The organism is Phytobacter sp. (assembly GCF_059074235.1).
Map to the genome: position 1 here is coordinate 1 of NZ_JCACPZ010000007.1, position 20316 is coordinate 20316.

Genomic DNA, 20316 nt, shown 5'->3' on the forward strand with positions numbered 1-20316 from the left:
AGTACGGGGCGCAAACCACAAAGCTTGGGATCACCGTTACGGGGTTCATTCCGGTCGCTCAGCCTGATGCTGCTGTCTTTAATAAAGCTGTTTATAAACTCCGATTTCCCGCTGCTGAACCCCCCAGCCACCCCGATGAGGGTTTTGCCAGACGCCGGTGGGAAGGTATCGGCCTGTACGAGTTCGCTGGCGATTTTTTGCAGCGCCAGCAAGGCTCCCGCTTCATTGGCAAGCGATGACTCTTCTGCGGCGAATTCGGCGTAATTGTTGTTGAGCAGGTTGCGGAACGTATCAAGGCCAGGATTTTTGGCGGGGCTTGCCGCTAGAATGGATTGCACCAATGTGAAGCGTTCGTTCAGCGTCAGGTTATCCTGATGGAGCTGGGTATAATCCTGCTGTAGCTGCTGATGGGTGGTGTCCAGTTCGTGTTTTAACTCTTGCAAAACCTGAATATTGGCGCGGTTTTTTGAAAGCATTGCTTCCACTTCGATAACGCTTTCATTCAGCGAAGCAACCTGCTCTGTTAACTGCATATTGCGGCTGACATGCTCAATGCGCTGCGCCTCAAGGTCATCTATTTTGGCGGTTAAAAAGTGCTTTTGTGCGTCCTGTGCCAGCTGATGACGTTGCGTCAGGTCGGAAATCTGCTCGCTGTGCTCCGTTTCCAGTAATGTCAGCCTTTCTTGGTGGCCGAGTGTCAGGTCTGATATCTGCTCATTCACCTGCGCTTCAAAATCACTCAGCATCTGCGAAATGGCCGACGCCAGCGGTTTGCGCTTAAAGCACCAAAAATGGCTGAGGGTCTGAAGGTCGGTATAGATCGTCTGATTGATCTGAAGAGATTCTGTCATCATGCTTTCTCCTGCAATTGTGCGGAGAAACGCCTGAGGCGATCAATGGTCTGCGTACCGTTTTCGACCTGGTTGGTGATTTGCAGAATTTTTAAATCCAGTTCACTGACGAAAACATCAGATATTGGTATCGACATCGACTTTTTCGCCTTCTCGAAAAAAACGCTCAATACTTCCGTAAACCTCGACACGCGTAAATCTGGGCGAAAAATCATTGGCAAAATCGATATACTCTTCGGCAGGTGCACCTTTTAATTTCCCTCGCGGTTGTAATTCTGGGGGTATCGCAATTTCAGGGGAGAAAGAGGCCGGTTCGAGTTTTGAGAGAACAGTAAGCACCGTGTCTGCGATCATATTAGGGTCACATTCACCTTCCAGTGTTTTATCAACAAGCGGCGTGATTTCCGCACTGATTTTTTTATCTAAATCACTGGTTTGTTTTTGGTATGAATGCATTAATTTTTTGGCAAAATCATTCGTCACGCCTTGTAGCGCAGCATAGATCTGAGCGGTAAACACCACTTTACTGGTGCGGGTGATCGTTTCCGTACCACCGCCCCACAGCTTACGAGCCAGCCAGTTTCCTGCGCCAGATTTATCACGGGTCTCCTGCGTGGTTTCGCTGGATGTTTGCTCGTCGATTGAATTATTGGCCTGCGTAAAGAGTTTATCTGCCTCGTTATTTAATCCGGTAGTGATCCCGTGATAATACTGTTCTAAACAATTTCTGTAAGTGATATTGAGTTTTTTATCCAGCACGTTACGTTTTAACTGTAATTGTTTACGCTGTTTTGTCAGCGCGTCAAGGTCAGTGCTGTTGATGAGCGTAATACGCTGCTGAATTTGGTTTTGCAGTTCTGCCATAAACGCGTTAAACGTCTGTTCTTTACGTGTCAATAATGCCTGCATTTTCTGCGCGATAATTTCATCTTTTTTCCGCCGTACCGCATCAAGTCTTTTAAGGATATTGTCGGTGTTCGCCAGCGCTGCCAGGCTGTTACGTGTTAATTCATTATTATCGGCGCTGAAAAAATCAGCGTAATCATGCGTAAGATTATCCCAGGTGGTTTTTTCATTAGCATCCCAGCAAGCGGGATCCTCAAGCCGTTGTGAAAGCCCATGCGCGACTCCTGAGCAATGCATCAAATGCTGCTCGGGCGAGCGAATAATAGCATTAAAGACGGTGCCGATTTCAGGGTAGCTGCGCTTGAGGCTGCTCAGAGTGGTGGATGCCCGGCTGAGCGAGTAATTTTTTAATATTATCGAGTGCATCGCTGATTCGTGGGCGTTTTTCACTGCCGTAAAGTTGCGTGTCGACCTGGCTTGCCAGCAGCACCAGCTCCTGAACTCCCTCCTTAGCCGTAATTCTCCCCATCAGTTCCAGATCGTTTTCATTTAAAAACTGGCCGGTGGGGCTGATAATAAAGACCACGTCACAGGTTTTTAGCAGGTCAACCGTACGCGCTTCGCGGGACTGGACGGGGTCGTTCATCCCCGGTGTATCGATAACGCGAATATCCTTAAGCGAATCAAGCGGCATGGCAATATGCACTACTTTGGTAAAAGGCATATATTTTCCGCTTGCGCCTACATAATTGAGTAATTCTGCGGAGAGGGCTTCCCGGCTTTCTGGCTCAATAGCCCCGACATGTTGTAGATCACTATGGCTTAGTCCTGACTGCTGCATGCGTTCAGATTGATCAAAGGCAGCGCACAAGTCTGGCAGAGTATTCTGGATCTCAGCAAGAGCCTGTTTGTGAATGAGACTGACTATTTTCTCTTCGTCAAGTGGTTGCGATGTCGTCGCTCTTGCAGCAAAGTCTTCGTATTTCCGATCTTTTATTCTTTTCAGCTCATAGCGGTAGGTGTTCGCATTGAGTTCGATCTGCTTAATATCTTCCGGGGTAAAGAACTCAATGGTTGCGCTGAAATGTTTCGCCCCAGGATAGCGTTGTCAGTGCTGCTGTCATGGGGGTTGCCGCTTTCGGCAGAGTATTTTCCCCGTCGAAAAACAGGGCGTTCAATAGCGATGATTTTCCAGCCTTAACGCGTCCAACGACACCAATGTTCAGCTGGCGACCTTCTTTATTCAGATTCGTATACGCGGCTTCCAGTGACGTGGCGGTATCAAGAAGGTGCTTATTCTTTAGCTGCTGAATTTCCTGTCTCGCAAAAAGGTCATGTATATCAGGATACAGGGCTTCGAGGCTGCGTGCTTTAGAGATCAGAGAGTGATAGTCCATATTCTTGCCCTGTTTAACGGTATAAATAGGTTGTTGCTAACGCTTTTATTTCGACCAACAGCGCTTGGAGAGTTTCCAGTTGCTGGTTAATCACGTCCTGCTGCTGGGCCTGTTCGTGTTGATACCCTGCAATCAGTGTTTTTTGCTGGTTAATCTGGACTTCAAATTCGTTGCTGACATTGTTCAACAGAATGGTTAACTGCTCGTCTACAATGGTGGGTAGCGCCTTTCTCATCTCACTTTTTATGCCAGGGAAGACTGTGTTTAACAGATTAGCGCGTGCGCGCTCCTGGGCACTGGACGCAGAGAACAGTCGAAGAATATCGGGTAAAAAGACAATAACTAGTTCCAGTACCGGGTTAAGTAAATTTGTCGTTACGGCCAGAACGGTGGAGAGCAGGCGGTAATATTTTCCTGCATTTTCTTTCGCGGCAAAATTACTGCTCATGTTTTCCAGGAAACTGCTGACTGCTTTTAGTTTTCCTTCTGTTTTTTCAGCAATATTTGTCACCCAGTTTGGATCCAGTGTGACCATCATGGCGCTATTTTTCGCCAGGCTCAGCGACAGTTCATCGATCAACTCAGACGAGATTTGATCCATTTCACGTTTTATTTTTTCGGTTAAATTGCCACGAATGATATCGGATATCTCACGCTCCAGTGTGGGAGAGGCATTTTGCGTCGTAGAGATATGGGCAAGTCGGTCAACCTGATTAGTGAGATCATGTTCGATGGCGTTAATACAACGTGTCACGAGCGGGGCGGAGAAGCGATAATTCATTTCGCGCTCTGTTTTATCGCGCTGTGCAATCAACTCCGCTAATGCACCTTCAAGGGCGAGCAGGGCATCGGCATTACTGTTTTCGCTGTTTTTAACGATATTGCTGGCGAAATTAATCTGATTGATCAAATCGAAATTTTGATCCTTCAGACGGTCAATAAACAGATTATGGAAGAGACGCTCAGGATCAACCGCACCCAGTAAGTCGCTCAGTGCGTTCGCAGACTGGTTACCCAATGCAATAATCTGTTTTTCTGCCCCGAAGTAAAGCTGGAGCTGTTCATCGATATACGTCGATATTTCCTGTACCTGTTCCGGCGCGCGCAAATTGGTCTTGCTGAGAATAAATGAGAAATCACTTTCGTAGGTCTTAATATTATCGAGATTACGCAGCATAGACTGGGTGACGGTTCCATCTTCCACGCTTGTCACCACAATAAAATGCACCCCGCGCGGCAGATAATAAGACAGCGCTTTGTTATGGTTTTCTAATGACGAGCCATAGCCGGGCATATCCACTAGGATCAGGGGCGCAATGGCCTCCAGCGCCGGGCTATTGATATAAAGGCGTAAATGGGAATACTCAGCGGATTTTTTATTCACCTGCGGGAGGTCTTCGGGTGCCAGACGATCTTCGCTGCCGTCGTGACGGATAGCCTGCAACCACGACTCTTTGGCAAAATGTAGCTCTGTTGCCAGTTCTGTCTCCGGGGCAATACCCACAGGTAACACCGGCGCACCCATAAACATATTGAGAAGTGAGCTTTTCCCTGCACTAAACGCGCCAATAACCGGGAGAAGAAGTTGGGTATTTTCAACCTGAGCAAGTAAATTGCGATCCCAGGAAATCTGTGACTCTTGCAGAAGCGTGCCGAGCTTTTGCAAATATTCTGCAAATTGCTGCTGATTCTTTAGCATTACTGTCTTGTCCCTTACAGTTAATTCATCTGGAAATGGGTTTATCTTGTCAAATAATCAAGGTAATAACATGGGCAACGGCAATCAGTGTCCAGGCAGCAGGCGGTGAATCCACTCTTGAGTAAAGCTTAAAGGCTTCACTATCAGGTTCTCATTTTTACAGTGTGGACATGCATCAAAAAAATCGATGCCACGAATGAGTGCATCACTGCAAGGCGCAGTGACTTTATGCCATCTGCATTCAGGGCACTCAAATCTTTGTGGCGCTGGTCTTACGGGCATTCTAGCTCCTTATTTCACTGTTTCGGAGGAAAACGTGGTGCTCCTGTAAGGCGAGCCTCATGGCTTCGCCGTTCCGATAGTATTCATGACCGGCATACCATTTTATACTCTGTGACCTGCTCCCGTATATTAATTTCTGCAGGAATTTATGGATATTGCCCTTAGCAGACGTTTGTTAGGCTTAAATGCTGTACACAGAAAGCTTTTTTGAAGGGTTTGAAGTGGGAAAAATGCCTGCATGGCTTGTAAGAATCGAGCTATGCGCGATGAACAAAAATTCCGAAAGCTATAAGCATCTGGTATTCACTACCTACATATACAATAGGTTGAATTGTAGGTTTCAATGAAATATCACTAAATATCTATGTTAATCAATCATAAAACATCAATGCATCATCGTTTATGAAACATCAGCACTGCTGTCAGTGCTGCCTACCCATCCATCAAGTTTATCCGCCCATTCCTGCATCATCACTTTCCGCTCATCAAGGTAAGTGGCATGGTTGTACGTGCGGCGGACATTGTTGGTATCAGCGTGCGCGAGCTGAGCTTCAATAGCATCAGGTCGATAGCCCATCTCGTTTAAACGGGTACTTCCTGTTGTTCTGGTTGCATGTGGGCTATAAGTACCGCTCCAGCCGAGGCTTTTAAGTAGCTGGCGCAGAGAGTGCGATGTCATTGGACCTAGCGGATTATCCCTCCCCGGAAAAAGGTGCTGCCGATGCCCGGTTAAGCCCTGTAGTGTTCTGAGCATTTTGACGGCTTGAAAGGGTAGGGGAATAACGTGTTCTCTTCGGGCTTTCATTCGCGCTGCCGGAATGGTCCACAGGGCGTTATCGAGATCGAATTCTGTCCATTCTGCTTCGGTGGCTTCTGCAGGTCGCGCCAATGTCCACCACATCAGCCACATGCAATAGTTAACCTGGTACGAGCCACGACTATTGTCAAAACAGCTTAATAACTTCCCGATTTGCTGAGGATTCAGTGCCTGTTTGTGCTGTGTCTTGTTTGCCGGAAGGGCCTTGCGCACAGGCCATACAGGATCGCTATCTGCTCTAAGCGTCGCGACTGCCAACTCGAAAATTGATGAAACGGTGCGACGGGCTTCTGCGGCAACTGTCGGTGCTCCTCGTTTGGCAGTTTCTTGAAGAATTTTAAGGATATGGTGTGGGGAGATCTCTCTGACTGGGAGCTTACCTATTGCGGGAAAAACAACACGTTCAAGCATATCTAGTCGGCGTGTTTTGGTAATTTCGGCCCAGTCTTTCATCTGCAACCACTCTTTGGCAATCAGCTCAAAGGTGTTAGATGCGTCATTGACCTTGCGGATCTTATCTAACTGACGAGCCTGCGTCGGGCTAACTCCTTCTGCGACTTGCTTACGCGCTTGCTCGCATTTCTCGCGAGCTTCGGCAAGTTTGACCGTCGGATACTCACCCAGCGCAAACATGCTGGATTTACCGTTGAGTTTAAACCGATAGCGCCATGCCTTTTTGCCATTGGGTTTCACTTCGAGGTAGAGACCGTTGAAGTCATTGAGACGATAGAGTTTTTCTTTCGGCTTGGCTGTGCGGCATTGTGTATCAGTGAGCATAGTGGGCCCTTGTCTATTTCTTATACCGTTATTGTACTCACCTAAAATGATAATGGAAACGGATTGTACTCATCTGTGTACTCATTTTAGACTGTGCTTTCGTGAGACAATATAAAATGAAAAATCCACGCAATTGCGTGGATTTCAGAGGGTTTTGTGAGTTTCATGAGATGTTATGTCACCTCATGAGACAACAAAGCTTACTTAGACGTTGAACAGGAAGTTCATCACGTCGCCATCTTTTACGATGTACTCTTTGCCTTCTGCACGCATTTTTCCGGCTTCTTTCGCGCCTTGCTCACCTTTGTAGGTAATGAAGTCTTCATAGGCGATGGTCTGCGCGCGGATAAAGCCTTTTTCGAAGTCGGTGTGGATTTTACCGGCAGCCTGCGGTGCAGTTGCACCGACAGGGATGGTCCAGGCACGCACTTCTTTCACGCCAGCGGTGAAGTAGGTTTGCAGGCTCAGCAATTCGTAACCGGCGCGGATCACACGGTTCAGGCCCGGCTCTTCGATACCCAGCTCAGCCATGAACTCTTCACGGTCAGCATCGTCCAGTTCAGCGATATCAGATTCAACAGCGGCACACACGGCAACCACCACGGAACCTTCAGCTTCAGCGATTTCGCGGACTTTATCGAGGTATGGGTTGTTCTCAAAACCGTCTTCGTTGACGTTAGCGATATACATGGTCGGCTTGAGCGTCAGGAAGCTCAGGTATTTGATCGCCGCTTTGTCTTCTTCGGTCAGATTTTTCAGGGCACGCAGCATGCCCGCGTTTTCCAGCTGTGGCAGACATTTTTCCAGTGCAGCTTGTTCAGCTTTTGCGTCTTTATCGCCGCCTTTTGCTTTTTTCTGCACGCGGTGCAGGGCGCGCTCGCAGGTGTCCAGGTCGGACAACGCCAGTTCGGTGTTAATCACTTCGATGTCGTCAGCCGGATCGACTTTGTTATTCACATGGATGATGTTGTCGTTTTCAAAGCAACGAACAACGTGACCAATGGCTTCGGTTTCACGGATGTTGGTCAGGAACTGGTTGCCCAAACCTTCGCCTTTGGAAGCACCCTTAACCAGGCCTGCGATATCCACGAATTCCATGGTGGTTGGCAGAATACGCTGCGGCTTGACGATTTCAGCCAGTTTGTCCAGACGCGGATCGGGCATCGGTACGACACCGGTGTTCGGCTCAATGGTACAGAACGGGAAGTTTGCCGCTTCAATACCGGCTTTGGTGAGCGCGTTGAACAGGGTGGATTTACCTACGTTGGGCAGACCAACGATACCGCATTTGAATCCCATGATGTGATTACCTTAAGTTCTGAATAATCAATCTGTTATATAAAACAGATTGCATAAAAATGGATAACTTTGCCTATTATACACGTAACCGCTGTATCGCGCGGCAAAAATGCCACGCCAGGGGGTTATTGTGCCTTGAAGGCATGCAGGCGGTTTGTCGCTTTGGTCAGACCGTCTTTGAACCATAACTCGGTACAGCGCACCGCTTCGTCCACCGCTTCGTCAATCAGCTTCTGTTCGGAAACCGGCGGTTTACCCAGCACAAAACCGACAACTTTGCTTTTATCGCCCGGATGACCAATTCCGACGCGTAAACGATGGAAATTCGGGTTATTGCCCAGTTTGCTGATAATGTCTTTTAACCCGTTGTGACCGCCGTGCCCACCGCCAAGTTTGAATTTCGCCACACCGGGGGGGAGATCCAGTTCGTCATGTGCCACCAGAATTTCGTCTGGATTGATGCGATAAAACGTTGCCATCGCCGCGACAGACTTGCCGCTGAGGTTCATGAATGTGGTCGGGACCAGCAGTCGGACATCTTCGCCTGCAAGGTTAATGCGGGAAGAATAACCAAAAAACTTTGGCTCTTCGCGTAATGGTGCACGCAAGCGATCCGCCAGTAAGTCCACATACCAGGCACCTGCATTATGGCGCGTGGCAGCGTACTCCGCCCCCGGGTTTGCCAACCCGACAATCAGTTTAATCGTCACTTTTTATTCCTGACCAGGTCAATAACTGGCGCGTAGTTTACGTCGTGAGACGCCTGAAAACAAAGTTCTCAAGGCGAAACGGGAGAAGTGATAATGATTGCTCACATGAATCATTAGAATTTCATGTAGTTCAGAGGCTTATTTGTAAACTTTTGTTGCCTCAATATGAGTAATTGTGATCCTAACCGCAATCAGTAAAACGACCACTGTCTATACTTTACCCAACAATTGATTGGGGTTATTCCCGTTCAACCCATCGTTCCGGAGGTGACACTATGAAACGCAAAAACGCTTCGTTGCTCGGTAATGTACTGATGGTGCTGGGGCTTGTGGTAATGGTTGTGGGCGTGGGCTACTCCATTTTAAACCAACTTCCCCAACTTAACTTGCCGCAATATTTCGCGCACGGTGCCATATTGAGCATCTTCGTGGGGGCGGTACTCTGGCTTGCTGGCGCGCGCGTCAGTGGCCATGAACAGGTTTGCGACAAGTACTGGTGGGTGCGCCATTATGACAAGCGCTGTCGCCGTGACGGACACGGGCACCAGTAATATCTGACTAAAGCGAAAAGCGGTTTCCACTGGAAACCGTTTTTTTTGGCTTTTTTGTTGACCCTTACGTAACGTTAGGCCTGAAAGTCTGCATCAAGGGGAAGATAAGGAGCCATTATGTTAATTCAGGCTGGTGAGCTGGCGCGTCGCGCAGGCATCACCGTTCGCACATTGCATCATTACGAAACGATCGGACTGCTTATTCCTTCCACCCGAAGTGCTGCCGGCTATCGCTTATACAGTCTCGCTAACGTAAAACGCCTGCATATGATTCAGGTGCTGACGAAGGCGGGGATGGCACTGGCAGCAATCACGGACTATCTGGCCCGGGAAACCCGCCCGCTGGACGCCCTGCTCAATGACCAAATTACCTTACTCGATATGCAGATGCGCAAGATTCAGACACTGCGCGAGCAATTGGTCGCGTTGCGTAATGGGCTGTCCCGTGGTGAGGAACCGGATCTGGAGTCCTGGCTACAGACGCTGGAGTTAATGAAAATGTACGATCGCTGGTTTAGTGCTCAGGAGTTGCAGGAATTGCCGTTCGCCACTTACGATGAACAACGTAACAAGATCTGGCAGGACATGGTCGACGAGGCCCATCACCTCATGCAGAAAAAATGTCCGGTTAATGATCCCCGGGCGATGGATCTGGCAACAAGGTGGATGACGCGGCTGGAAGAAGACACCGCGGGCAGGCCGGATTTTCTCACCCGGTTGAACGAGATGCATCTGGTGGAGCCGCAAATGCGTGAACAGACGGGGATTGATGAGTCGGTCATTCACTACATCACCCACGGTTTTGCGGAAAGCAAGTTTGCTATCTGGCAGCGTTATTTGTCGGAGCAGGAGATGGCCTTCACCCGGGCGCATTATTTTGATCGAATGATGGAGTGGCCACCGCTGGTTGCGCGCTTGCATGAAGCATCCCGTCACGCTCTGGACCCCAACTCGGATGAGGGGCAGGCACTGGCGCAAAACTGGCTGACATTGTTCCAGTCGTACGCCGGTACTTCGCCGCAAACGCAGCAGAAATTCCGTCTCGCTATGCAGGAAGAGCCCCACCTGATGAAAGGCACATGGATGACGCCTGACGTGCTGCACTGGCTGCAGGGGGCGATTGAAGTGATGATGCGGAAGGTTTATTCCGCATCATCAGGATCATAAGTCAGCTAAAGCTGCGTCACGGTTTGGCCAGAAGGACAGGCGCCCAGGTATGGGCTGAATACCCGCCCGCGCCATCGTGCGAAGTGGTTGAAATTCCAGATTACTGACGCGCAGTTCAGTGCCTTCCGGCAGACGTTTCACGAAACGCTGGAAGGCATCAAGCCCGCCCGCATCCAGCAGCGGAACTGCATCCCATTTCAGTACTACGATGCGTTTCCCTTCAATACGCGATTCGAGATCGGTAAACAGGCCGTCGGCTGCCGCGAAGAACAGCGGCCCAATGACGCGCAGGACCAGCACATCTGCTGCAACCTCAACATTGACCGGAGCCAGACGCGTCATTTGCGCAATACGGCGCATAAACAGCAGCGAAGCCAGCACGATCCCAACACTGATGGCGATAACCATATCGAACAGTACCGTCAGCGACATGCACATCAGCATGACGATAATGTCGTCTTTTGGCCCGCGACGCAGCAAATTCACGACTTTGTGCGCTTCGCTCATATTCCACGCCACCATCAGCAGCAGGGCTGCCATCGCAGAGAGCGGTAGCCATGAAAGCAGCGGCGCCAGCACCAGCAGGGCCATAATGACCAGCACCGAATGGATAATTGCTGAGACTGGTGATGTTGCGCCAGCCCGTACGTTGGCCGCGGAACGGGCAATGGCTGCCGTGGCGGTAATGCCGCCGAAGAAGGGGGCGACGATGTTACCCAACCCCTGACCAATCAGTTCGCTGTTGGCTTTGTGCCGCGTGCTGGTCATACCGTCGAGCACCACAGCACACAGCAGAGATTCAATCGCGCCCAACATCGCCATTGAAAAGGCGGCAGGTAAGAGTGCCTGTAAAGACGCCCAGCTCAGCGTGAAGGTGGAATTGGGTAAATTCCACGGTAAAACCAACTGCGGTAACAACTGCGGGATGCCATTGCCTTGTGTGCCATCCGCAAGTACATAGTGGAATTGTGAACCGATGGTGGCGACATGGCCTCCTGCAAGATTAACGATCCCCATTACGGCGCAGCCTGCCAGCAGCGCGGGCAAATGACCAGGTAGACGCAGGCGTAAACGCGGCCAGAGAATGAGCGTGCCGAGGGTCACGATGCCAATGGCGGCATCGCCGGGGTTAAATGTCGGGAGAGCCATGCCCAGCGCACCGACCTTTTGTAGATAGTGTTCGGGCATATGGGCAACCTGTAGCCCTAAAAAGTCCTTGATCTGCATGGTCCCGATAGTAATACCGATACCGGACGTGAAACCGAGGGTCACGGAAACAGGGATATATTCAATCAACCGGCCAAACCGGGCCAGACCAAACAAAATAAGGAACACGCCGGACATCAGCGTTGCGACTAACAACCCGCCCAGCCCAAACTGCTGGGAAACAGGGTAGAGGATCACCACGAAAGCGGCCGTCGGTCCGGAAACGCTGTAACGCGAGCCGCCGGACAGCGCAATCACAATCCCAGCGACCGCAGCAGTATAAAGTCCATATTGCGGAGCCACACCGCTGCCAATGGCCAGTGCCATCGCCAATGGAATGGCAATAATGCCGACGGTCACACCGGCAATCAAATCACGCGTAAAGCGGGCGATGCTGTATTTTTCTTTCCAGCAGGCCTCAATCACGGCGCTAAAGGGCATGATATGTGAGGAAAAAAGTTTATTCATAGTGATGTTCTTCCCTGAGTAAACATCAGTTAGACAAAACAGACACTTGGCTTAAATAAATCATACAAATAAATTGCAGCAATAAAAAAACCCGCCGCAGCGGGTTTCTGTGCCGATTTCTATCAATGTTCGAACATTGCAGAAATAGATTCTTCGTTGCTGATGCGACGAATCGCTTCGGCCAGCATGCCAGACAGTGTCAGCGTGCGGACTTTTTCCAGAGCTTTGATTTCAGGCGTCAGCGGAATGGTATCGCAGACGATGAATTCATCAATCACGGAATTTTTGATGTTCTGAATCGCGTTGCCGGAGAAGATCGGGTGAGTGGCGTAAGCAAATACGCGTTTTGCACCACGTTCTTTCAGCGCTTCAGCAGCTTTACACAGCGTACCGCCGGTATCGATCATGTCATCAACCATCACGCAGTCACGGTCAGCAACATCACCGATGATATGCATCACCTGAGAGACGTTAGCACGTGGACGACGTTTGTCGATGATAGCCATATCGGTATCATTGAGCAGTTTAGCAATTGCGCGAGCACGAACGACACCACCGATATCCGGAGAAACCACGATTGGGTTGTCGAGATTCTTCTGCAGCATATCTTCGAGCAGGATAGGGCTGCCGAATACGTTGTCTACCGGAACATCAAAGAAGCCCTGAATCTGTTCAGCATGCAGGTCAACGGTGAGGACGCGGTCAACGCCAACGCTGGAGAGGAAATCAGCAACAACTTTTGCAGTGATGGGTACACGAGCAGAACGCACACGGCGATCCTGACGAGCATAACCAAAGTAAGGGATAACAGCGGTGATACGGCCTGCGGAAGCACGGCGCAGGGCATCAACCATGACAACCAATTCCATCAGGTTATCGTTAGTTGGAGCACAAGTGGACTGGATGATGAAAATATCACCACCGCGTACATTTTCATTGATTTGTACGCTGACTTCGCCGTCGCTAAAGCGACCTACAGCGGCGTCGCCGAGAGAAGTGTACAGGCGGTTGGCAATACGTTGTGCTAGTTCCGGGGTGGCGTTACCAGCAAAAAGCTTCATATCAGGCACGAGAAGAACCTCAGGCATGCGTCCATTGGTGAATAGAATATGCCAAAAACTGTGCGGGCCAGGCAACATTCTATTCAGGCGGTGTATTAAAGAGCGCGATGCAACGTCTGGAACGAGGTGACGTTGTCACCGAAACTCAGCTACCCGGCAAGCTTTCTGGCAAGTGGCGAGAGATTAACGCCCTGCGCCACAAAACCCTGTTGTCCTGCCGGGACTTGCTCTAGCACCTGACGAGCATCAAACTCTGTGTCAAATTCAGCAAAAACACAGGCCCCTGTGCCAGTCAGGCGCGACGGCGCGTATTCTAGCAGCCAGAGGAGCGCCTCATCAACCTTACGAAAACGTTTTCTTGCGATAACCTCGCAATCGTTGCTGAATTCACATTTTAGCAACGTTTCAATTGACCTTACGGGTGTATTTCTCGGCAGTTCCGGGTCTTTAAAAATCTCCGGAGTCGAAATATGCACGCCAGGGTGTACCACCAGGTACCATTTTTCAGCGGGGTAAACCGGTGTCAGTTTTTCGCCTATCCCTTCAGCAAACGCTGCATGACCACGTACAAAGACTGGGACATCTGCACCCAGTTTCAAGCCGAGTGCGGCCAGTTCGTCTTCACTTAGGCCACATTGCCAGAGATGGTTGAGTGCCACGAGTGTGGTAGCAGCGTTAGAAGAACCGCCTCCCAGTCCACCACCCATCGGTAACCGTTTATCGATGCCAATGTCGGCACCGCTGCCATCGGGTAAGCGTCCTGTTTCCCCGGCGCGCGCCATCAACAAGCGGGCGGCACGCACAATGAGGTTATCTTCATCCGCCACACCGTCGACCGGATTCAACAGCCGAATGGTGCCATCAGTACGGGGCTCGATGTGAAGTGTGTCGCCATAGTCAAGGAACTGAAACAGCGTTTGCAGGTTGTGATAACCGTCTGAACGCTGACCGGTAATGTACAAAAAAAGATTAAGCTTTGCCGGAGAGGGCCAATGGGTCATCATTATTTGGCGATCCAGTTGTCCATTTTGAGCTTAATACGTTGTCCGCCATCGCTGAGTTCCAGATTCGAAGGGAGCGCAGGTTGTGTTTTTGTGTCATAACCACTGTACACCACTTTCCAGTTTTTACCGTTCTGGCTGTAGTTCACTTCGCTCAGGCGATATTGCGCATCGAGTTTGTAGTCCGTCGCATCGCCGGGCAGGCCAACAATCCACTGACGCAGGCTGTTGAGCGGGATAGGCATCCCGGTCAGCTTGCCTATCATCTCTTCAGCATCGTCGGCTTTGTAATGCTGGCCTTTGTTATCCACCAGTTCAACGGCACCTGGTGCAGCATTCAGTTCAAGTTCAGTGCTGCCTAACGGGTTGGTCAGCAACAGACGATAGCGATCCTGACCGGTTTGCTGCCAGAAGAAGCGGGCGTAGACTTTTTGCTGTTCAGAGATAAACGCAAAGGCACCGCGCGTCTGGAACTGTTGTAACGCACGCACCTCTTGTTGATGCTGACGCCACTGCGGAGAGTCCGGGCTTTGCCCCGGTCCTTTTGGCGCATTTAAGGTACATGCAGTGAGAACAAGGCTTGCCAGCGGCAGGAGGCGAAGAAGACGGGAGGTCGGCAAAGTCATAATGATGACAAGTCCTTAAGATAGATTACGGTCAATGTGCTTAATGCTAGCGCCGGGCATGGAGAGCGTCTACGTTCAAGTTGTCTTAAATCATTAAATTACCAATTACTCCAAAAGGGGGCACTCTCTTTTATTGACCCCACTCATCCTGTATGATGCGCACAGTCTAACCTTATCAACGTTGGTACTACTCCCGCGCTCATGACCCTTTTAGCACTAGGCATTAACCACAAAACGGCCCCCGTTTCGTTGCGAGAACGCATTACGTTTTCGCCGGATACGCTTGATCAGGCTCTGGAAAGCCTGCTGGCGCAGCCAATGGTGCAGGGTGGGGTGGTGCTGTCGACGTGCAACCGTACTGAGCTTTATCTGAGCGTAGAAGAGCGGGACAACCTTCATGAATCTCTTGTTCGCTGGCTGTGTGATTACCACCAGATCAGTGAAGAAGAGTTACGCAGCAGTCTCTACTGGCACCAGGATAACGACGCCGTCAGCCATTTAATGCGTGTGGCGAGTGGGCTGGATTCTCTGGTGCTCGGTGAACCGCAAATTCTGGGGCAGGTGAAGAAAGCCTTTGCCGACTCGAATCGCGGTCACCTGAACGTCAGTGAACTTGAGCGTATGTTCCAGAAATCTTTTTCCGTCGCCAAACGCGTGCGCACGGAGACAGATATCGGCGCCAGCGCGGTTTCGGTTGCTTTTGCGGCCTGTACACTGGCCCGACAAATCTTCGAATCCCTCTCTTCTGTTACCGTTTTGCTGGTGGGGGCGGGCGAAACTATCGAGCTTGTGGCTCGCCATTTGCGTGAACACAAAGTACAGAAGATGATTATTGCCAACCGGACCCGCGAACGTGCGCAGGTTCTGGCTAACGAAGTGGGTGCGGAAGTCATCTCGTTAAGTGATATCGATTCCCGCCTGAAAGATGCTGATATTGTGATCAGTTCGACTGCCAGCCCGTTGCCAATCATCGGCAAAGGCATGGTGGAACGCGCTATGAAAGCACGCCGTAACCAACCCGTACTGCTGGTGGATATCGCGGTCCCACGCGATGTTGAACCGGAAGTGGGCAAGGTGGCAAACGCCTATCTCTACAGCGTTGACGATCTGCAAAGTATTATTCAACACAACCTTGCGCAGCGAAAAGCGGCAGCCGTTCAGGCCGAAACCATCGTTGCACAGGAAACCAGTGAATTTATGGCCTGGCTGCGCGCACAAAGTGCCAGCGAGACCATCCGCGATTACCGTAGCCAGTCTGAGCTCGTGCGTGATGAACTTACCACGAAAGCGCTGGCAGCCCTTGAACAGGGCGGTGATGCGCAGGCCATCATGCAGGATCTGGCCTGGAAACTGACCAATCGCCTGATCCACGCACCAACCAAATCTCTTCAGCAGGCTGCCCGTGACGGGGACGATGAACGCCTGCATATTCTGCGCAACAGCCTCGGGCTGGAGTAGCACAACAATCTCTTATAACAAGGTGCATTTACGCCTATGAAGCCTTCTATCGTTGCCAAACTGGAAGCCCTACACGAGCGTCATGAAGAAGTTCAGGCGCTGTTGGGTGACGCGCAAACTATCGCCGATCAGGAGCGATTCCGCGCCTTATCCCGTGAATACGCGCAATTAAGCGACGTCTCCCGCTGCTTTACTGACTGGCAACAGATTCAGGACGATATCGAAACCGCGCAGATGATGCTTGACGATCCGGAAATGCGCGAAATGGCGCAGGAAGAGCTGCGCGAAGCGAAAGAAAAAAGCGAGCAACTTGAACAGCATCTGCAGATCCTCTTGCTCCCCAAAGATCCCGATGATGAGCGCAGTGCGTTTGTGGAAGTCCGCGCCGGTACCGGCGGTGACGAAGCGGCACTTTTTGCCGGTGACCTGTTCCGCATGTACAGCCGTTATGCTGAATCTCGCCGCTGGCGAGTAGAAATCATGAGCGCCAACGAAGGTGAACATGGTGGCTATAAAGAAGTGATTGCCAAAATCAGTGGTGATGGTGTCTATGGTCGCCTGAAATTCGAATCCGGTGGCCATCGCGTGCAGCGTGTACCAGCAACCGAATCTCAGGGGCGCATCCATACGTCTGCCTGCACCGTGGCGGTGATGCCTGAGCTGCCGGAAGCTGAACTGCCGGACATTAACCCGGCGGATCTGCGTATAGATACCTTCCGCTCTTCAGGCGCGGGCGGTCAGCACGTTAACACCACTGACTCTGCTATCCGTATTACCCACTTGCCAACCGGCATCGTGGTGGAGTGTCAGGACGAACGCTCTCAGCACAAAAACAAAGCCAAGGCGTTGTCTGTGTTGGGTGCACGTATTCATGCCGCAGAAATGGCGAAACGCCAGCAGGCTGAAGCGTCAACCCGCCGTAACCTGTTGGGCAGTGGCGACCGTTCCGACCGTAACCGCACCTATAACTTTCCGCAGGGACGTGTGACCGATCACCGCATTAACCTGACCATCTACCGTCTTGACGAAGTGATGGAAGGTAAACTGGATGCACTGATCGAGCCTATTGTTCAGGAATACCAGGCAGATCAGCTGGCAGCGCTTGCCGGACAGGACTAATGGATTTTCAGCACTGGCTTCATGACGCGATAAATCGCTTGTCACAAAGCGAAAGCCCGCGTCGTGACGCTGAGATCCTGCTGGGGTTTGTGACGGGGCGTGCACGCACCTTCATTCTTGCATTTGGTGAAACGCCACTCAGCGTCGATGAACAGCAACAGCTTGAGCATTTGCTTGCACGCCGTGAACGCGGCGAGCCGGTGGCCCATCTTGTGGGTGTGCGGGAATTCTGGTCGCTGCCATTGTTTGTCTCGGCGGCCACGCTAATCCCACGCCCTGATACCGAATGCCTGGTTGAACAGGCGCTCAGTCGTCTGCCTGAAAATCCGGCACGCATTCTCGATCTCGGTACAGGCACCGGCGCCATTGCGCTGGCGCTGGCGAGTGAAAGAGCGGACTGCCAGGTTACGGCGGTGGATGTCATTCCTGACGCGGTAGCGCTGGCGACACGCAACGCACAGCATCTGGGCATCAACAATGTGACGGTGCTTGCCAGCCACTGGTTCAGTGCGCTGGAGGGGGAAACGTTTGACATGATTGTCAGCAATCCACCATACATTGACGAGCAGGACCCACACCTTGCCATGGGAGACGTGCGTTTCGAGCCGCGTTCTGCACTGGTAGCGGCAAAAGAAGGGCTTGCAGACATTGCGTGGATAATCGCACAATCGAAGCGCTTTTTACGCCCCGGCGGCTGGCTACTGATTGAACATGGCTGGCGGCAGGGTGACGCTGTCCGCGCACTCTTTTGCGCTGACGGTTATGAGCAGGTGGAAACCTGCCGGGACTATGGCGACAACGATCGTTTATCTCTCGCTCGCCTGCCGTTACAGGAGTAACCGCACAATGGGCACATATAACGTTTTGATTAATGTACATTTGACGTCGGTTGCCTTGACCATTAGCCTGTTTGTCCTGCGCTACTGGTGGCAGTTCACGCAAAACCCTCGTGCTAATGCACGTTGGACACGCGTGGTACCCCACGTCATTGACTCTGTCTTACTGCTTAGCGGCGTGGGCTTAATCATTGTGACACGTTATATGCCATTTACTGTGAATGGGACATGGCTGACGGAGAAGCTGTTTGGCGTTATCATCTACATCGTTTTGGGTTTCATTGCGCTTGGGCGAGGTCGTCCGCGCAGCCAGCAAACAGGCTTTATCACGTTTTTGCTGGGGCTGGTGGTGCTGTACATCATCATAAAACTCGCCGCCACAAAGATACCGATACTGGGGTAAGACATGCGGTCGTTAGCCGATTTCGAATTTAACAAAGCGCCATTATGTGATGGGATGATCCTGATTTCTGAAGGGGTTCGTGATGACTTTCCGTCGCAGTTTGTCCATGACGAACTGGAACGACTGTTGAGTCTGGCGCGTGAGGAGATCTCAGAGCTTGAGCCGCAGGATGGGCAGCTGGAAAAACTGCTCGAGCTGTTTTATGGCGAATGGGGCTTTAAAGATACCCGCGGCGTGTATCGCTTGTCGGACGCGTTGTGGCTGGACAAAGTGCTTAAAAACCGTCAGGGCAGTGCCGTCTCCCTGGGGGCGATTTTATTATGGATTGCCGGGCATCTGGATATTCCATTGATGCCGGTCATTTTCCCGACCCAACTGATCCTTCGTGCGGAGTGGATGGACGGCGAAATGTGGCTTATCAATCCGTTTAACGGCGATACGCTCGACGAGCATACGCTGGAAGTGTGGCTGAAAGGCAATATCAGCCCGGTGGCAGAGCTGTTTAACGAAGATCTCGACGAAGCGGACAACGCGGAAGTTATTCGCAAGCTGTTGGACACGCTCAAATCTGCGCTGATGGAAGAGCAGCAGATGGAACTGGCTTTACGGACCAGCGAAGCACTTCTGCAGTTTAATCCGGAAGATCCGTATGAGATCCGCGACCGGGGATTGATTTATGCGCAACTCGAGTGCGATCACGTTGCGTTGAATGACCTGAGTTACTTTGTTGAGCAGTGTCCTGAGGACCCGATCAGCGAAATGATTCGTGCGCAAATCAATACCATTTCGCACAAACAAATTACACTGCATTAAACCAGAATTTATCGACTCACTCTGTAAGGGAATTATATGACCCAAAAAGTGGTTAGCATTGGCGATATCAAGGTTGCCAACGATCTGCCGTTTGTTCTGTTCGGCGGTATGAACGTGCTGGAATCTCGCGATCTGGCGATGCGCATCTGCGAACACTACGTGACCGTGACCCAGAAGCTGGGCATTCCTTACGTGTTCAAAGCCTCTTTTGATAAAGCCAACCGTTCCTCGATCAAATCTTATCGAGGTCCAGGCCTGGAAGAAGGGATGAAGATTTTCCAGGAGCTGAAACAGGCGTTTGGCGTGAAAATCATCACCGACGTCCATGAAGCCAGCCAGGCACAGCCGGTGGCCGATGTCGTGGATGTGATTCAGCTGCCTGCCTTCCTCGCACGTCAGACCGATCTGGTTGAAGCGATGGCGAAGACCGGTGCTGTCATTAACGTGAAGAAACCGCAGTTTGTGAGCCCGGGCCAGATGGGTAACATCGTTGATAAATTCGCTGAAGGCGGCAACGACAAAGTTATTCTGTGCGACCGCGGTAGCAACTTCGGTTACGACAACCTGGTGGTCGACATGCTGGGCTTCAGCGTGATGAAAAACGTCTCCGGTAATTCCCCGGTTATCTTCGACGTCACCCATGCCCTGCAGTGCCGCGACCCGTTTGGTGCTGCATCGGGTGGCCGTCGTGCCCAGGTAGCAGAGCTGGCTCGTGCTGGCATGGCAACCGGTCTTGCTGGTCTGTTTATCGAAGCCCACCCGGATCCAGCCAACGCCAAATGCGATGGCCCGTCCGCACTGCCGCTGGATAAACTGGAGCCGTTCCTGAAACAGATCAAAGCAATTGACGATCTGGTTAAGAACTTCGACGAGCTGGATACCAGCAACTAAGTTCGCATGATGATAAAAAACCCGCTTAGCTAAGCGGG

Annotated in this window: 21 protein-coding genes; 8 read left to right on the top strand and 13 right to left on the bottom strand. The window is 51.2% G+C overall.

The window, feature by feature from the left end:
* The 9 genes from AC5JPW_RS17465 to pth all read right to left on the bottom strand — a co-directional run.
* On the bottom strand, nucleotides 1-854 hold an 854-nt coding region (locus AC5JPW_RS17465; RefSeq protein WP_494242396.1), incomplete at its 3' end, for a hypothetical protein.
* On the bottom strand, nucleotides 851-988 hold the full coding sequence (locus tag AC5JPW_RS17470; protein ID WP_494242397.1) for a hypothetical protein: 138 nt from the start codon (nucleotides 986-988) through the stop codon (nucleotides 851-853). The genes AC5JPW_RS17470 and AC5JPW_RS17465, both read right to left, overlap by 4 nt.
* On the bottom strand, nucleotides 969-2123 hold the full coding sequence (locus AC5JPW_RS17475; RefSeq protein WP_494242398.1) for a hypothetical protein: 1155 nt from the start codon (nucleotides 2121-2123) through the stop codon (nucleotides 969-971). Before AC5JPW_RS17475 ends, AC5JPW_RS17470 begins: the two co-directional genes overlap by 20 nt.
* On the bottom strand, nucleotides 2044-2421 hold the full coding sequence (locus AC5JPW_RS17480; RefSeq protein ID WP_494242399.1) for a P-loop NTPase family protein: 378 nt from the start codon (nucleotides 2419-2421) through the stop codon (nucleotides 2044-2046). Before AC5JPW_RS17480 ends, AC5JPW_RS17475 begins: the two co-directional genes overlap by 80 nt.
* A gap of 343 nt (nucleotides 2422-2764) precedes the next feature.
* The gene (locus AC5JPW_RS17485) at nucleotides 2765-3094 is read right to left on the bottom strand and encodes a dynamin family protein (RefSeq protein ID WP_494242400.1); all 330 of its coding nucleotides are present in this window, start codon (nucleotides 3092-3094) and stop codon (nucleotides 2765-2767) included.
* A gap of 13 nt (nucleotides 3095-3107) precedes the next feature.
* Entirely contained in the window at nucleotides 3108-4793 is a 1686-nt protein-coding gene (locus AC5JPW_RS17490; protein WP_494242401.1) for a dynamin family protein, read from the bottom strand.
* Nucleotides 4794-5475: 682 nt separating this feature from the next.
* Nucleotides 5476-6669 (bottom strand): tyrosine-type recombinase/integrase, encoded by a 1194-nt coding sequence (locus AC5JPW_RS17495; RefSeq protein WP_494242402.1) that lies wholly within the window; start codon nucleotides 6667-6669, stop codon nucleotides 5476-5478.
* A 204-nt stretch (nucleotides 6670-6873) separates the two neighbouring features.
* Entirely contained in the window at nucleotides 6874-7968 is a 1095-nt protein-coding gene (ychF, locus tag AC5JPW_RS17500; protein WP_494242403.1) for a redox-regulated ATPase YchF, read from the bottom strand.
* Between the two features lie 125 nt (nucleotides 7969-8093).
* Entirely contained in the window at nucleotides 8094-8678 is a 585-nt protein-coding gene (pth, locus tag AC5JPW_RS17505; RefSeq protein ID WP_494242404.1) for an aminoacyl-tRNA hydrolase, read from the bottom strand.
* Between the two features lie 275 nt (nucleotides 8679-8953).
* On the opposite strand from pth, the gene ychH reads away from it, so the two are divergent.
* A complete protein-coding gene (ychH, locus tag AC5JPW_RS17510; RefSeq protein WP_458047036.1) occupies nucleotides 8954-9229 on the top strand; it encodes a stress-induced protein YchH in 276 nt (91 codons plus the stop codon).
* Between the two features lie 117 nt (nucleotides 9230-9346).
* Nucleotides 9347-10396: a MerR family transcriptional regulator gene (locus tag AC5JPW_RS17515; RefSeq protein ID WP_494242405.1), complete on the top strand. Its 1050-nt coding sequence runs from the start codon at nucleotides 9347-9349 to the stop codon at nucleotides 10394-10396.
* Here AC5JPW_RS17515 and dauA read toward each other — a convergent pair.
* From dauA to lolB, 4 genes are all read right to left on the bottom strand, one after another.
* On the bottom strand, nucleotides 10391-12070 hold the full coding sequence (gene dauA / locus AC5JPW_RS17520) for a C4-dicarboxylic acid transporter DauA (RefSeq protein ID WP_494242406.1): 1680 nt from the start codon (nucleotides 12068-12070) through the stop codon (nucleotides 10391-10393). The two genes, AC5JPW_RS17515 and dauA, sit on opposite strands and share 6 nt — an antisense overlap.
* A 122-nt stretch (nucleotides 12071-12192) precedes the next feature.
* Nucleotides 12193-13140 (bottom strand): ribose-phosphate diphosphokinase, encoded by a 948-nt coding sequence (gene prs, locus AC5JPW_RS17525; protein ID WP_437890785.1) that lies wholly within the window; start codon nucleotides 13138-13140, stop codon nucleotides 12193-12195.
* A 140-nt stretch (nucleotides 13141-13280) separates the two neighbouring features.
* Nucleotides 13281-14135: a 4-(cytidine 5'-diphospho)-2-C-methyl-D-erythritol kinase gene (gene ispE, locus AC5JPW_RS17530; RefSeq protein ID WP_494242407.1), complete on the bottom strand. Its 855-nt coding sequence runs from the start codon at nucleotides 14133-14135 to the stop codon at nucleotides 13281-13283.
* Complete coding sequence (gene lolB, locus AC5JPW_RS17535; protein WP_494242408.1) at nucleotides 14135-14758, bottom strand: lipoprotein insertase outer membrane protein LolB; 624 nt, start codon at nucleotides 14756-14758, stop codon at nucleotides 14135-14137. The genes ispE and lolB overlap by 1 nt, the downstream gene beginning before the upstream one ends.
* Nucleotides 14759-14959: 201 nt before the next feature.
* Between lolB and hemA the strand changes: the two genes are divergently transcribed.
* From hemA to kdsA, 6 genes are read left to right on the top strand one after another with little or no spacing between them, the layout of a single operon-like run.
* Nucleotides 14960-16216, top strand: coding sequence for a glutamyl-tRNA reductase (gene hemA / locus AC5JPW_RS17540; protein ID WP_494242409.1), 1257 nt, complete (start codon nucleotides 14960-14962; stop codon nucleotides 16214-16216).
* A gap of 36 nt (nucleotides 16217-16252) precedes the next feature.
* Nucleotides 16253-17335 carry a peptide chain release factor 1 gene (prfA, locus tag AC5JPW_RS17545; RefSeq protein ID WP_494242410.1) on the top strand — a complete coding sequence of 361 codons (1083 nt, stop codon included), beginning with the start codon at nucleotides 16253-16255 and terminating at the stop codon, nucleotides 17333-17335.
* Nucleotides 17335-18174 carry a peptide chain release factor N(5)-glutamine methyltransferase gene (gene prmC, locus AC5JPW_RS17550; RefSeq protein WP_494242411.1) on the top strand — a complete coding sequence of 280 codons (840 nt, stop codon included), beginning with the start codon at nucleotides 17335-17337 and terminating at the stop codon, nucleotides 18172-18174. The genes prfA and prmC overlap by 1 nt, the downstream gene beginning before the upstream one ends.
* 7 nt (nucleotides 18175-18181) lie before the next feature.
* Complete coding sequence (gene sirB2, locus AC5JPW_RS17555; RefSeq protein ID WP_494242412.1) at nucleotides 18182-18574, top strand: invasion regulator SirB2; 393 nt, start codon at nucleotides 18182-18184, stop codon at nucleotides 18572-18574.
* A 3-nt stretch (nucleotides 18575-18577) separates the two neighbouring features.
* Nucleotides 18578-19387 carry an invasion regulator SirB1 gene (sirB1, locus tag AC5JPW_RS17560; protein WP_494242413.1) on the top strand — a complete coding sequence of 270 codons (810 nt, stop codon included), beginning with the start codon at nucleotides 18578-18580 and terminating at the stop codon, nucleotides 19385-19387.
* 36 nt (nucleotides 19388-19423) lie between these two features.
* Nucleotides 19424-20278, top strand: coding sequence for a 3-deoxy-8-phosphooctulonate synthase (gene kdsA, locus AC5JPW_RS17565; RefSeq protein WP_494242414.1), 855 nt, complete (start codon nucleotides 19424-19426; stop codon nucleotides 20276-20278).
* Nucleotides 20279-20316: the final 38 nt, after the last annotated feature.

Bases quoted from the DNA above. Each gene is read 5' to 3' on its own strand.
- AC5JPW_RS17470 (WP_494242397.1), bottom strand. From the start codon at position 988: ATGTCGATACCAATATCTGATGTTTTCGTCAGTGAACTGGATTTAAAA.
- AC5JPW_RS17475 (WP_494242398.1), bottom strand. From the start codon at position 2,123: ATGCACTCGATAATATTAAAAAATTACTCGCTCAGCCGGGCATCCACC.
- AC5JPW_RS17480 (WP_494242399.1), bottom strand. From the start codon at position 2,421: ATGCCTTTTACCAAAGTAGTGCATATTGCCATGCCGCTTGATTCGCTT.
- AC5JPW_RS17485 (WP_494242400.1), bottom strand. From the start codon at position 3,094: ATGGACTATCACTCTCTGATCTCTAAAGCACGCAGCCTCGAAGCCCTG.
- AC5JPW_RS17490 (WP_494242401.1), bottom strand. From the start codon at position 4,793: ATGCTAAAGAATCAGCAGCAATTTGCAGAATATTTGCAAAAGCTCGGC.
- AC5JPW_RS17495 (WP_494242402.1), bottom strand. From the start codon at position 6,669: ATGCTCACTGATACACAATGCCGCACAGCCAAGCCGAAAGAAAAACTC.
- ychF (WP_494242403.1), bottom strand. From the start codon at position 7,968: ATGGGATTCAAATGCGGTATCGTTGGTCTGCCCAACGTAGGTAAATCC.
- ychH (WP_458047036.1), top strand. From the start codon at position 8,954: ATGAAACGCAAAAACGCTTCGTTGCTCGGTAATGTACTGATGGTGCTG.
- AC5JPW_RS17515 (WP_494242405.1), top strand. From the start codon at position 9,347: ATGTTAATTCAGGCTGGTGAGCTGGCGCGTCGCGCAGGCATCACCGTT.
- dauA (WP_494242406.1), bottom strand. From the start codon at position 12,070: ATGAATAAACTTTTTTCCTCACATATCATGCCCTTTAGCGCCGTGATT.
- ispE (WP_494242407.1), bottom strand. From the start codon at position 14,135: ATGATGACCCATTGGCCCTCTCCGGCAAAGCTTAATCTTTTTTTGTAC.
- lolB (WP_494242408.1), bottom strand. From the start codon at position 14,758: ATGACTTTGCCGACCTCCCGTCTTCTTCGCCTCCTGCCGCTGGCAAGC.
- hemA (WP_494242409.1), top strand. From the start codon at position 14,960: ATGACCCTTTTAGCACTAGGCATTAACCACAAAACGGCCCCCGTTTCG.
- prfA (WP_494242410.1), top strand. From the start codon at position 16,253: ATGAAGCCTTCTATCGTTGCCAAACTGGAAGCCCTACACGAGCGTCAT.
- prmC (WP_494242411.1), top strand. From the start codon at position 17,335: ATGGATTTTCAGCACTGGCTTCATGACGCGATAAATCGCTTGTCACAA.
- sirB2 (WP_494242412.1), top strand. From the start codon at position 18,182: ATGGGCACATATAACGTTTTGATTAATGTACATTTGACGTCGGTTGCC.
- sirB1 (WP_494242413.1), top strand. From the start codon at position 18,578: ATGCGGTCGTTAGCCGATTTCGAATTTAACAAAGCGCCATTATGTGAT.
- kdsA (WP_494242414.1), top strand. From the start codon at position 19,424: ATGACCCAAAAAGTGGTTAGCATTGGCGATATCAAGGTTGCCAACGAT.